Here is a 13,870-nt window from a genome sequence, read left to right as displayed (position 1 = left end):
TCAGCCGATGAGTTTTTCCATTTCCCGGATGAGGGTCGCGGGTGAGTAGGGCTTACGCACGACCGGTACGTCATGAAATTCTGTGGGGATCATGGAGCGGTCAGCATAGCCCGTAGCAAACAGGAAGGGGATGCCTCGCTCCCGCAGCGTGCGGGCCACATCGGTCGAGGTTTCATCGCCCAGATTAAAGTCCAGCAGAGCAAGATCAGGGTGGTGGGTCCGTATGGCCTGCAGAGCTTCATAAACAGAAGAAACTGTCAGCACATCAGAAAGCCCGTGGTCCGCCAGAGCCTGCTCAACATCCATCGCAATCAGAAGCTGATCTTCCACAATCAGGACACTCTTGTCCTGCAGCCGCATGCGGTCTGCCTGCATGACTTCTGCTTTCAGGGGGGCCTGCATGGTGCTGTTCTCCTGTGTGATCACCTCAGCATGGTGGCTGGGAAGAGTAAAACGGATGAAAAGCCCTTCCGTTCGAAATTCTTTTATTGTTTTGCCATGCAACTCATGCGGAACAGCCCGATCCAGCAAAATGGAACCAAAGCCTTTGCTCTCAGGCTCGTTGATGGGTGGGCCACCGACTTCCTGCCAGGTGATCACCCAGTCCTGCGTTGTCTGATCTTGCCACCATGAGACATGCAAACGGCCTTCACGGTTGGAAAACGCCCCATATTTGGCGGCATTGGTTGCGAGTTCATGCACAATCAATGCCATGACGGACAAGGCGCGCCCTGTCAGCCAGATCTGCGGGCCAGAAAGTGTAATGGTATCGGGCAGCAGCCGATAAGGGGCCAGTTCGGCTTCCAGAAGCGGGTAAAGCAGGCCACCGCCATCGGTGCGGACCACCTGATCATGCGCGGTCGCCAGAGCCTTCACGCGACCTTGCAGAATAACGAAATGTTCCTGCATCGTGCGGCCTTCCGGCACGGGCCGCGCCATGAGGGATTGCACTACAGCGAGAATATTCTTCACCCGGTGGCTCAGCTCTTCATTCAGCATGCGCTGGCGCGTGTCAGCCTGAGAGCGTTCCTTTAATTGCTGCTGATGGTAGGCGCCCATCACCTCAATCAGCCCGGAGCGGACCAGTCCGGCAGCTTCCAGATTATTATCCGTCCAGGGAAGGCATTTTTCCTGTACCTCTTCCTTCCAGATGGAAAAGCTGGTGCGCGGGGTAAGACGGGGCCCGAGCGGGCCGCTTGTATAGGTTTTGTTCGGGTCACCGCCCCAGTTCAGAGTCTGGAGAATTTCTCGCCGGAAGAGGAAGACGTAATCCTTCGGTTGGGCTGAGATGGGGATAATCATCACGCCTGCGACATCCGGCAGGAAGGCTGCCGCATCCGGGGTGAGGCCCGTCAGATGATCCGTATGCCAGATATGGTGCCCGGCGCGTTCATGCGCGATGGAAACCAGCTCCAGCACAACATCCGGCGCGGAGGGAGCCGCTCCGTGGGTGGTCCACTGACCATTGATCCATAACCCGATCCCATCGCAGGGGATGAGGGGGGCCAGATCCGCAATATGCTGGCGCAGGTAAGAAGGCATGTCCGACATCGGGACAGCCTCTCTCAAAAAATTTTCAATCAGGGTATGGGTCTGCTGAGTCACCTGCAGGCGGCTGGTTCTAAGCAGCACCACAATCCGCAGCGCCACAAACTCACCAAAAATCTTGACGATTGTACGCTCGCCCAATGTCAGGATTTTGGGAGAATAGTTGTGGCAGGCAATCATGCCCCACAACTTCCCATCCACGATCAGGGAAATGGACATGGACCCGCCCACGCCCATATTGGTCAGATATTCACAATGAATGGGTGAGACGCTGCGCAACTGGGAGAGAGACATATCCAGCGGCCCAAGCCCCGGCATTCCCTGCACAGGGACCGGGGTGTAGCTGACATCCCCGATCATGCGGATCAGGGCGCGCTGATACAGATCTCTGGCCTGAGCTGGAATGTCAGCGCTGGGGAAATGCTGGCCCAGAAAGCTCTCAAGAACCGAAGAACGCGCTTCCGCCACGATCTTGCCGGACCAGTCGGGGTCAAAGCGATAGATCATCACGCGGTCATAATGCAGCATCCCCCGCATCAGCCGCACGACGGCCCTGAAGAGGGTTTCCATGTCCGACATGTTCCGCAGGCGGTCCAGCATCATCCGCAGACTGGCGACGGACTGGCTGTTGTCTTCCGGCGCGCCTTCCGGCTCGCACTCAATGACAATATCTTCGCCAGAGACATGAATGGAGAGATCGAACGCAGTCGCCCCGGCAAGATGCACGCCAAACATATAGGCCGGCCGCCCAAGGGAGAGGCTATGCGCCAGACCATTGCGCAGGGCGTGCAGTGTAGCGGCGCTCAGATAATCCGAAAGCAGGACACCCGGAGCCAGCCCGGCGAACCCCAGCATGGTAGCAGCATTGGCAGAAACACGTCGCACCTGGAATGTATCGCCCTCACAGGCCAGTAAACAGCCATGCGGCTGAATACTGCCGGGGATATGGATCGGTTCTTTATCGCAGCTGGTAAGGTCTGCCTGACCGAATTCAACCATGAGATGTTTCCGTAAGACGATCTGTGTGCCTTACGGCATCAATGGCATAGCGAAAAAGACCGTGGGCAGCATCTGCAGCGACGTCTGCATCCCACTCAGGAGCGCTCTCCAGAAGGCGAAGGAAATGCTGCCAGTTATCGGGAGACGCTGTCTGGATTGCCAGATGCCGTGCCCCAAAATCCTGCGTGTAACCCAGAGCGGAAACCTGTCTGGCCAGAAAGCGTGCGCCGAGGGACGAGCCTTCAAGAACATACAGCACCCCCAGCAGCGCCGGAAGGGACGCCGGAGGGGGGAAATCAGGCATGGGATGATGGATTTCCTGCAGATCCTTCAGGTCCGCCTGCATCATGACACTCAGGGATACGGGGGCCCAGCCAGCTAGGCTCTCTGGCCATCTGACCGTGCTCATGGCTTGCTCTGCACCGATCCGGAACGCGGCAAGGCTTTTCAGATAGCGGCGATACGCAGGCTCGGATGTCAGAGGGCCAATGAGCTGATCCAGCTCTGTATGTTCGTGATGTGTTCTGTCCCGCAGAAAAAAACGACGTGAGCTTTGCGCCATGCCTGACCTCGCACCATCTGGAAAAGGCTACGCCAGAGGGTCCCGCATGGTTTTAAAAACAGGCAACAGGATCTGCGTATCGGTTAACGTAAACGTATCATCGCATTCATGTGCCGGATAGGCAACATTTGAAGAGAGAAGGATACGATCTGTTTATTATCACTAATCCGTGTTAATTTTCAGTTAAAGCAGACCGTCTGAAAGGATAGAGGCCCCATTACGCTAAGCGGAAAGCGTTAATGCTGTATGAATAAGAGCCAGATGGGAAAAGCCTTGCGGAAAATTGCCAAGTTGTGTGTTGTTTTGCGGATCATACTCCTCGGCCAGCAGGCCGACATCGTTGCGCAGGCTCAGCAGTTTTTCAAATAAGGCCACAGCCTCCTCTCGCCGGCCTGTCAGCGCATAGGCATCGGCCAGCCAGAAAGTGCAGGCCAAAAAGGCTCCTTCCGTGGAATTCAGGCCATCAACATTGTTGTAAGTTTTGTATCTTTGCAAAAAACCATTCCTGAGAAGGTTTTTTTCAATCATCGCAATGGTTTTCTGAATACGGGGGTCATCATACGGCAGAAAACCCACGCGGGGGAGGAGCAGTAAAGCAGCATCCAGAGTATCGCCTCCGTAAAACTGCACAAAGCTGCCAAGATCTTTGTTAAAACCATTTTTACAAATATCGGCGTGTAGGGCATCGCGGGTCCGGGTCCAGCTTTCCTTGGGGCCGGGGAGGCCGTAGCGTTCCATGTCCTGCAAAGAGACCTGAAACGTGAACCAGGCCATTACTTTGGAATGCACGAACTGCCTCGGGCCTCCCCGCACTTCCCAGATGCCCTGATCAGGTTGCCTCCAGATGTGCTGCAGCCAGTTGACGACCTTTGTTTGCAGAGCCCAGGCAGAGTGGCGGTTGTGCAGCCTTGCAGCCCGTCCAAGCTGGGCGACATGCGCCATGATGCCGTAAATATCCAGCTGCACCTGATCCGCCGCCGCATTGCCTATACGAACAGGATAGGCCTTGTGGTAGCCGGGCAGGCTTTCAACAGTCCATTCCCGCAAACTCCGCTCTCCGCACAGGCCATACATGATCTGAATCTGGCTGGCTTCTCCCGCAATGCTGCGATGGAGCCAGTTGCGCCAGGCCTGAGCCTCCGTGTGATACCCGCAGGAAATAAAGGCGGAGAGGGTCAGGGCTGCATCCCGCAACCAGCAATAGCGATAGTCCCAGTTCCGGATACCGCCGGGATCTTCTGGTAAAGATGTTGTGGGCGCGGCAATAATCCCGCCGGTTGGCGCGTAGGTGAGGGCCTTGAGGACAATCAGAGAGCGGAGAACGGCCTCTCGCCATGGCCCTTTATAAGTGCAGTGTGCGCACCAGTTCCGCCACCATTGCTCGGTGTAGGCCAACGCTGCCTCCGTATCCAGTGCGGAAGGAAGAGGCTCGTGCGAGAGGGCATGTTGCAGGACAAAGGTTTCTGTCTGACCTTCTTTCAGCTTGAAAAAGGCTTCTGTCGTCAGATGTCGTCCCTGGAGCGGCACTGTGGACCGTAAAATCACCTGATCCGGCCCTGCGATGGCGCAAAGACCGCTTCCATCAGGCAGTTTGGTAACCCAGGGAATGGTTTGCCCGTAATCAAACCGCAGACGCAGGCTGCAACGCATATGCACCTGTCCACGGACAGCCGTAACGCGGCGGATGAGTGTGCGGTGCTCCTGCTCAACCGGCATGCACTCCGTCAACATCACTTCACCATTTTGGGTGCTAAATGTGGTTTCCAAAATCAGGGTGTCATCACGATAACGGCGCTGCACGCTGAGAACGGGTTCTGCCGGGTGTAAAGCCCAGTGCCCGTGTTCTGCTGTTCCCAGCAACGCCGCCAGACAGGCTGGGCTGTCAAAACGCGGCAGACAGAGCCAGTCGATAGTGCCATCCCGCCCGGTCAGTGCCGCAGTATGGCAGTCCCCCAGCAGGGCATAGTCTTCAATAGGGAGGGGAAGAATGCGGCGCGGAAACGGATCGTGAGAGGACATACCGGCATCCTGTGCAGAAGAAGGAACTCTTCAGTCTGAACGGTATGCAGGGGGCAAGCGTTCCGCAGCCGGGTTGAACGAAGCTGATGGAGGTGGCTTTGTCAGGCGATACCGTCTTCCGCACCACGGCTGCGCGCTAAAGCTGCTTCAAACCGGGCGCGCGTGGCGGCTCCCATACGCCCCATGCCACAGGCTTTACGCATAGTGGCAATAAGCTCCTCATCGGGCAGCCCGGTAACCAACAGTGTTTTTGCCAGACTGACCAGCATGGCAAGCGGCACGGTTGCCGGGTCCAGCGTTTCCTGCGGGGCAGGAGCTTTGAAAGGTAGCGGTGCATCCGGCGAGAGGTTTTCCGGCCAGATAAAGGTGCCTACATCTTCCTGCGTGCGCGGGAGAGAGGCGGGGATCAGCCCCTGAACACGCTCGCGGATTTCTCGCCCGGCCCGCGCGAAGCCGTGCTGACGAGAGATAGACTGGACGAGCAGATCTTCCCGCACCGGACCATGCCTGTCTGCCTCCTGCTGGATGAGACGGATCAGCATTGGTGTGTAGGTTTCCTTGAAGAACAGAGCCTGATCGGGGACGGCATCTGGCAGAGGTTCAGGGACCTCAGGTTCTATGACGGGTAACACTGGGGCGGTCTGCGACGACACATGCTCCGGTGCCCGTGCGTAAAGACCCGGCTCGCCTGATGGAGTTCCACCGGCTGCAGAACTGTCGGGGAGAGTTGAGGCTCCCTCCGTGTTCCCGGCATCATCCTGTGACAAGGCAGCCTCTTGTGCCTCAGCAGGATCAGTTGCCGCAGGGAGAAGGGCAGCACGGCTGCGCTCCTCTTCCTCCTGCGCGGTACGCTCTTCCCGTGTTTTGGTCAGCAGGGCCTGCAGGGCTTTGTCCAGCCTGTCACATTCGCGCTGTGCGTTGGTCCACCAGTCGGTTGACCAGATTCTGAGGATGGTCCAGCCCAGATTTTCCAGAACAGCCTGCCGCAGCCGGTCGCGGTCGCGCGCCGTGGCGCTGCGATGATAGGTTGCGCCATCACATTCCACGCCGGCAAGGAAAGTGGTCGGCCGATCCGGGTCCACAACGCCCAGATCAACCCGGAAGCCGGAAACGCCAATCTGCGGCACAACCTGCCAGCCTTTCAGGCGGAGCAGGGCGGCGACTTCCTTTTCAAAATCACTATCAAAGTCGCCCACAGAGCCTTCATGCAATCCGGCCAGAGCAGTCGCACCATGTTCGGCAAAGGTGAGGAATTTGCGCAGATCATGCACCCCGACGGCCTGCGTGCGGGCAATATCAATCTGATCTCCATGCAGGGAGCCGAACACGATCAGGCGCTCACGGGCACGGGTGATGGCGACGTTCAGGCGGCGCTCACCCCCATCGCGGTTCAGCGGACCAAAATTCAGAGTGATCTTGCCAGCCTGATCCGGCCCGTAGGTCAGGGAAAACAGCATGATATCACGCTCTTCACCCTGTACGTTTTCCAGATTGCGGATCAGTACAGGTTCCGCGGCTTCATCACTGAAGAACCGTTCAAGGGCAGGGTCTTCACTCCGCGCCTTGTCCATCAGATCCGTAATCAGAGTTTGCTGGTCACTATTGAAAGTGACAATCCCCAGAGAACGCTCTGAGCCATCCTGCAACAAGCGCAGGGCTTCCGCCACAACAGCGCGGGCTTCCACCGGGTTAGTGCGGTCAGCGCCGCGCATATAAACGCCGTCCGGCACAAAGCGGAAGGATACCGCCTGATCTTTGGTGACGGGCGACGGAAAAGTAATGAGCTGGCCGCCATAATAGGCCTGATTAGAGAACGCAATCAGGCTCTCATGCCGGCTGCGATAATGCCACGAGAGATTAACGGGCGGCACACCCGCTCCAAGGCATTCATCCAGAATGGATTCCAGATCACAGGTCTGGGTTTCCATCACCTCATCCGTATCGGAGGCTGTCCGGTTGAAGAAATCTGTGGGTGGCAGCTGTTTGGGGTCACCCACCACAATGACCTGCTTGCCGCGGCCAATCGCCCCGATGGCATCCCATGTGGGGATCTGCGAGGCCTCATCGAAAATCACCAGATCAAACGCGGTAGCATCGGCAGGCAGATATTGCGCGACGGAGAGCGGACTCATCATCAGGCAGGGTGTCAGACGGCGCAGGGCCGTGGGCATTTTTTCTGCCAGCTGCCTGATGGGGAGGTGCTGCATTTTCTTGGCCAGTTCCCGTGTCAGAACCTTATATTCCGGGTCTGTCTGGCGGGTTCTGACATCCGGGATCTGCCCGGCCAGTTGTGAGCGGATCAGTTTGACAGACATTTCCATCAAGTTGCGGTCCAGTGTGCGGAACCGTTCAATCTGCTTTTCGTGCGTTGCCGCCACAAAGCCACGTAGCAGGGGCGACTGATCAATCGCAAAGCGGACCCACCAGCGGGCGTAATTGGCTTCAAACACCCGTGTGACATCGTGTGATGCCACCAGACCATGCTCAATGGCGGCAATCAGCGAGGTCAGGCCAAGCCGGACCGCATCCTGACAGGCATGTTTCCAGGAACACCAGTCGCGCAGATCCCGCGCGGACTGTTTCCAGGCCTGCAGGGTTTCTGTCATGGCGTCCGGCCAAGTTTTCTGGCTGCTTTCGACCAGCGCCAGTCCGTCTGACCCACTCAGGGTACCGAGGGCTTCAAGGCTCGTCAGGCACTCGGTCAGAGCGGCCTGAAATGCCTTCAGGGTATGATTGACCGGCCCACCAGTGCGCAACAGGTCCATTCCATCACGCAGAAGAGCGTTCAGATGGGTCCGGGCGGCAAGCAAGCCAGCTGTATCGCCCGCACAGGCGGCCAGTGCCGAGCGTGTTTCCGCGCCCCATGCATGCATGGCTTCAATTGTGCTGAAATCTGTATCCAGACCTTGCCAGACCGGGCCAACAACAGTGTGGTGCGGCGCGTCCTTCAGCTGCTTTTCCAGAGCCTGTATTTCCGCCAGACGGACCAGATCATCCTCACACTCGTCCGGCAGGGCGTTTGTATGGTTTTCCAGCTTTTTACGCAGGGTCTTCTGAATTTTAGACCGGGCAAAAATCCACTTCTCCTTGGACTCCTGCCATTCCTGCACCATGCTTTCCAGCGGCAGGGTAAGCACTTCCGGCTTCCAGTCTGTACGGAGTTCGCCTTTGAGCTGGGCGTGCCGTGCAATGGGCGTTTTTTCGGCCAGAAGAGTATTCAGAGTTTGTTGAGAGGTATCCGGAAAAGCCCATGCACAGGCTTCCGGTTTCAGGAGCTGGGTGCACAGAATGCTCATCTGTCGGAGGCGGCGCAGAGACAAGTCTGACGCCTCCAGTCCCAAAGCGCGCGCGGCCTCCTCTGCGGTGGTGCGCAGGCGGCTCAGGCTGGCAAGTGCTGCGGTGACGGCATCCAGCAGGCGACCTTCCCAGATGGGCGACCATTCAACATGCTCAAGCCCGGCCAGTTTGGGCGACTGCACAACATCGCCAATACGTTCATACAGGCTGGCAATATTTTCTGCCGTATCGGCCAGCGTCTGATAGTCCTGCGCGGTATGAGCATTACAATCAGGCCATGACAGGGGGATAACGAGCGTTTGCGCATCATCCGCGCGGAGCGTCACGCCAATGGCGCGATAAGCTGTCCAGCCGTTGCGCCATTTCTGATGCAGCACAACAACGTAGTTGTTCAGTTCTGCACGGATCTGGTCAAGTTGCTGGCGATTGTGAGCCCACTCATCCGGGCTGAAATTTTCCAGCACGGTCTGAGCCGCTTCCAACTGGCCAAGCACAGCGAGTTTGCTGGCTTTGGGCGAGAACAGGTCCAGACAGAATTCCGCCAGCCCGATCTGCTTCAGGCGGTTGCGCACCACTTCCAGCGCCGTCCGTTTTTCCGCGACGAACAGAATGGTGCGGTTTTGCGCCAGTGTGTTGGCAATAATGTTGGCAATGGTCTGGCTTTTCCCGGTGCCGGGTGGCCCGATGAGCACAAAGCTTTCCCCGGATGCCGCACGGGCAACGGCTTTAAGCTGTGAGGAATCAGCTTCCATCGGGCAGATAAGGTCCGCCTTGACGAGTGCCTCGTCCAGAGAGCCATCAACTTCAAAAAAACGGGGCAGGGGCGCTGCCTCGGTATCTTCTGCGGTGATGCCATCCAGCAGGCGTGTGGCGACTTCGCTGGTGCGGAGCTTGTCACTCCGTTCCTGCAGGTCTTTCCACATCAGGAACTTGGCGAAGGAGAGCGTGGTAAGTGTGACGTAATCCCGCACTTCCCAGCCGGGCACGGCGCGCAGGCCAACACGGAAGAGTTCCAGAATACGCTCAACATCCAGACCGGACTCATCTTCCGGAAGCGTTTGGCCTTCCAAAGCCGGGAAACGCAGATCGTAATCAGCCTGAAGCATTTCCAGCAATGTTGCGTTAATCCGGCTTTCATCCGGATGCGCACGCAGGACAAAGCCGGATTTGATGCTGGGCCGTTCCAGAATAACCGGAATCAGGATCAGTGGGGCCAGGAATGGCTTGTCCCGTCCTTCTGCCGTCCACGCCAGAGCGCCGATGGTCAGGAACAGCACGTTAGACCCACCCTCATGCTCGGCCGCACGGGCGCGGCGGTAAAGCTCTGTCAGGGCGGCCTGAAGCTGGTTTTCCTTACGGGAGACCAGCAGTTCATTCCGCTCCAGAGCCTCCTCAGCGTAAGCGCGGGCCGCATCTTCATGGTAGCGTTCATGATGCAGGCTGGCCTGACGCGGGTCGTCCTCGTCCATCATGTCCGGCCGGGGGCAGAACCGCAGAGGCTTTGTCAGCCGACCTGCGCGCATGGCGGCCAGATGATTTTCAAGCTCGGACGCGTTCGGGCAATCAATAACAATCAGCTGCTTGTCTGAGCGTGGCAGATTAAGCAGGCGATTGCGGCCCGACATATCCAGCAGGCGGTTACACCAGCGCTGTAGCCGGTCCGCTGGCGTGGCGGGCTTGTCCTCTTCCGCGTCCTGTGGGTCTTCCCGCAGAGCGGGGGCCGCTTCAAACACGGGCAGGGCGGCTTCCGGCTCTTCTGCGTCGGGCAGGTCTTCCGTCGGCGCTGAGGGCAGGGTGCAGGACAGCGGATGGATGCGGCGCAATCTGGCGCGGTGGATGTCAATAATCTCGCGGAACGTATTGTCTTCGCCCTCGCCCGCGTGGCGCAGGTTGGCTTCTCCTTTTTCACATGCGACAGAGAAGCTGGGCTTGCGACCTGCCGTGACCAGCGTTGTTTCAAACACCGCCAGATCCTGCAATTTCAGGCGGTTCCGCAGGGCAGGCAGATCCTGCATGACGGAAACCCCTGCATCCAGTTTTGCCAGCCAGAAGCCGGTAAAAGCGTGGCCTTGCGTCAGCACAATAACCGGGCGAATACCGACAGCTTCCAGACAGGCCGCGAACAGCACTGTGGTATCCAGACAAGTCGCCAGACGTTCTTCCACAATCTGGCTGGGCAGCCGAACGCGTTGCCCGTGGTCGATAAAAGATGCGGGCGGGTTGATATAGGCCAGATCAAGCTGGCAGACGGCGCACCAGATCGCCTGTGCCTGCTGCCAGACCCGTTCCTTGGTGCCCTGATATCCTTCCAGAGAGGGGGAGAGGCCTTCCTTTTTCAGGATCTCCGTCGCGCTGCGCAGGATACGGGCAATAGCCGGGTCATTCGGCAGTACGAATGCGGCCAGAATATCTGGAATACCGGACAGACCACCCCATTCATTGCGGGCCAGAACACGCACATCGGCTGTGTGGCGGGTCAGCTCCTCTCCGGTTTCCTTATTCGTCGCCACAAAGGTGACAGAGGCGCGAGAGGCTTCGGTCTGGCTGCTGAGAAACGCCCCGTCCAGTTTTAGATCAAGGTCTTTCAGGGTACGAAACTGCCCCGGCTCGACCTGTTGAAGATGCCATGCACGAGGGCGAATAACCGGCGGTTCACTGCTGACTGTCACGTCAATCTGGGAAAAGCTGCGGTCCGTTTCGTTCTGAAGAGCCAGTTCCAGCAGAACGGGCACACTGTTTTCCCAAAGCGAGGCGTTCAGGGCATCCTGCAGGGAGACTTTGAGGACAGGCGACGGGGGAGGAGCCGGAACAGGTTCTGGCTGCGGTGTTTCCGTTGTGATGGAAACCTCTTCCGTACGCTCTAAATCCATGTGTCATCTCTCCAGAACTCAGTTTGCAGGGCTGGAAGCCACGCAAAAATCTCTGGCGTTGTTATGGGGCCTGACGGGACAAAATGTAAGGGACATTTGCAGAACAAATTTTGTCTGGTGAATAAAATAGCCTCATTATCAAGCGCTTGGAACGTCATCCCCCAGAGTGGAGTGGGATCAGAACTGGATTACCGTTGTCAGGTATCCAGCCCGTCTTTGCCCGTATTGCGACATAAAAACCCCCAGACCACTGCCATTCCGGATCTGGTAGCGTTCATCAAACAGGTTCATGACATCCACGCGCAGTTTCAGCCCTTTGAAGGGGCGGATGTTTTTGAAGGTGTGCTCATATCCAATATTGATGATGTGATAGCTGGGCTGCTTTTCAGTATTGGCAAAGCCTGAGCGCAGACCATAGCCATACAGGAAGTCCACATAGGCTTTGTTACCTGCCCAGCCATAAGAGGCCCCTGCGCTGGATGTAAATTCGCCTTCATGGTCCAGTTTGATGGCGTGGGTCCTGATATAGGCCAGCTCATCAGCCGGGAACTGATACTGGGCCGAATTCACGTCTTTGGCCGCAGTATTCACAAAGGAAAAATTCCCGAAAACCGTCAGGCCTTTGTAATGGTAGTTTCCACCAAATTCCGCGCCGTAAACCTTGCCTGTTCTGTAGCTGAAGGGGGTGAGAATAACAGCACGCCCAAATTGCCCGAGGTCTCCAAGATTTCTGGCCTGTTTGTAAAAGCCGTCTACTGTGATGGAGAGCCCCTGCGCAAAACGATGAGACAGACCAATATCGAAATAATTTGACCGCTCGACCTTCGTGGCTGTCGCGTTGAAATTTTCCGGGGAATTGGTGGTGCCCGCAAATTTCAGCAGAGTGGACTGGCCAATATACTGGGCAGTGGGGGGCGCGAAGTAGCGTGAATAGCCAAAATGTACGGTGGTGGACCGGTCAACCTCCCAGACCAGATTAGCGCGGGGGCTGGCTTGCCCTTCATGGTCGAAAGAGGCTTCAAACCGGTCATACCGCACGCCATAATTGAGCGTGACGCCTTTCAGAAGTTTCCATTCATCCTGAAGATAAGCGCCAGCCTCTGCGGCCCAGTTGCCGCTATTATCCTGAATGGATGTAGGATGCGTGGAGGTCTGGAAGCCAGCCTCATCAACCGGCAGGACATCCGTGCGCGTCCACAATTTTTCAGACGTATATTGCCCCAGCACGCCAAAACGGATGGTGTGCGTCTTGAGGGCTTCATACGAGGCATCAAACTGAAGGCCGCCTGTGGTGAAGGTATTGTTTTCCTTTTCCGCCACACCCTGAAACACCATATCCCGCACCGGGTCCGGCGTGTAATGAATGCCGCCGTAACGGAAATAGGGAGAAATCTGGTAATTCAGCCTGTTCCCCGTTTTCTGATAAGAGAGAACGACATAGTAATTCTGTTCATTCTGCCGGTCATTCACGTCCTGAGAGTGCACATCGCCTACATTCTGAATGGCGTATAGCTTGGGAAGGCCGGCGGCATTGGGGATTTCAAAATTTGCATCGGAAACGCTGGTCAGCAGACTGAGGCGGCTTGTGTCATCAAAATGGTAGGACGCGTAGCCAAAGGACTTTCCCTGCTCAGTCACATCATGTGTGGCGCGAAAAGCCGGGGTAGGGTTTTCGATCCCAATGTTATTCCGGTTGAATGACCCTGAGACGAAATACTCCCATTGCCCCTTGCTGCCGCCAACCTGAAAAGACGGGTTAAAGCTGTTATAGCTACCGCCATACAGAGAGATTTCCCGGTTATTCAGAGAACTGCCTGATTTGGCCGTAACATCGACAATTCCCGCAGTCCGAAAGCCGAACTGAGCGGGCAGGGTGCCGGTCATTAGTGTGACAGAGTCAATAATCCGGGTATCCAGTTCCTGCCCAAACCCGTTCAGACCCTCCGGCAACAGAACGCCGTTAATCCGGTAGGTCAGACCGCCATGCTCGCCCCGAACATGCTCTTCCCCAAATGAATCCATCACCACGCCGGGCATGCGGAGCAGCACCTGATTAAAGGCTGCGTTCTCTCCCCCCGGTGTCGTATTAATCTGCGCCTGCCCCATACGGTAGGCGACGGCCCCCAGATTCGGCGCAATACGCGCGCGTGCAGAATTGAATGCGGCATGGACTGTGACAGCTTCTGTTTTGCCTGTCGCGACATCCATCCTTTGCTGCTGCTGCTGCGTATGCTCAGCCTGTGCCATTTTATGCTGTTCTGACACAGGCAGAACGCCGGGAGGAGGAGTGCCAGCTTTCAGATGCCCCGATGTTTTACTCTGCCCGGCGTGGATCGCGGGCAGAGTTTCCGCATAGCTCTGCGCAACCGGAAGTGCGCACCATAACGCCAGCGCAGCATAGGGAACTGATTTTACGCCATGCGGCAAAATCGGACATGATTTGCCGTTTGCATTACAACTAACAAGAACCATTTTATCATAGCATTTGCTATATTGAGGGTTAAACTGAAGCACCTTGTGCGTCTCTTTCGCGGGCAAAAAGTCAGAAGGAAGCAGACAGAAAGAAGAGGGAGCG

Annotated in this window: 5 protein-coding genes; all 5 read right to left on the bottom strand. The window is 57.0% G+C overall.

Annotated elements, in window-relative coordinates:
• Positions 1-2,547: an HWE histidine kinase domain-containing protein gene (locus ACHQGU_RS07675; protein ID WP_395494541.1), complete on the bottom strand. Its 2,547-nt coding sequence runs from the start codon at positions 2,545-2,547 to the stop codon at positions 1-3.
• Positions 2,540-3,109, bottom strand: a complete 570-nt coding sequence (locus ACHQGU_RS07670; RefSeq protein WP_395494540.1) for a biliverdin-producing heme oxygenase — start codon at positions 3,107-3,109, stop codon at positions 2,540-2,542. Before ACHQGU_RS07670 ends, ACHQGU_RS07675 begins: the two co-directional genes overlap by 8 nt.
• 222 nt (positions 3,110-3,331) lie before the next feature.
• Complete coding sequence (locus ACHQGU_RS07665) at positions 3,332-5,128, bottom strand: glycoside hydrolase family 15 protein (RefSeq protein ID WP_395494539.1); 1,797 nt, start codon at positions 5,126-5,128, stop codon at positions 3,332-3,334.
• 101 nt (positions 5,129-5,229) lie between these two features.
• Positions 5,230-11,295 carry a DUF3320 domain-containing protein gene (locus tag ACHQGU_RS07660; RefSeq protein ID WP_395494538.1) on the bottom strand — a complete coding sequence of 2,022 codons (6,066 nt, stop codon included), beginning with the start codon at positions 11,293-11,295 and terminating at the stop codon, positions 5,230-5,232.
• A 177-nt stretch (positions 11,296-11,472) separates the two neighbouring features.
• Positions 11,473-13,767: a TonB-dependent receptor gene (locus ACHQGU_RS07655; protein ID WP_395494537.1), complete on the bottom strand. Its 2,295-nt coding sequence runs from the start codon at positions 13,765-13,767 to the stop codon at positions 11,473-11,475.
• Between the last annotated feature and the right edge of the window lie 103 nt (positions 13,768-13,870).

The sequence above is a fragment of the Acetobacter sp. KSO5 genome (assembly GCF_044094635.1).
Classification (GTDB): Bacteria; Pseudomonadota; Alphaproteobacteria; order Acetobacterales; family Acetobacteraceae; genus Acetobacter; species Acetobacter cerevisiae.
The sequence above is the reverse complement of the archived record's forward strand: the minus strand, read 5'-3'. Positions and strand labels throughout refer to the sequence as shown.

Coding starts and splice junctions, on each gene's coding strand:
- ACHQGU_RS07655 (WP_395494537.1), bottom strand. CDS start 13,767: ATGGTTCTTGTTAGTTGTAATGCAAACGGCAAATCATGTCCGATTTTG.
- ACHQGU_RS07670 (WP_395494540.1), bottom strand. CDS start 3,109: ATGGCGCAAAGCTCACGTCGTTTTTTTCTGCGGGACAGAACACATCAC.
- ACHQGU_RS07675 (WP_395494541.1), bottom strand. CDS start 2,547: ATGGTTGAATTCGGTCAGGCAGACCTTACCAGCTGCGATAAAGAACCG.
- ACHQGU_RS07660 (WP_395494538.1), bottom strand. CDS start 11,295: ATGGATTTAGAGCGTACGGAAGAGGTTTCCATCACAACGGAAACACCG.
- ACHQGU_RS07665 (WP_395494539.1), bottom strand. CDS start 5,128: ATGTCCTCTCACGATCCGTTTCCGCGCCGCATTCTTCCCCTCCCTATT.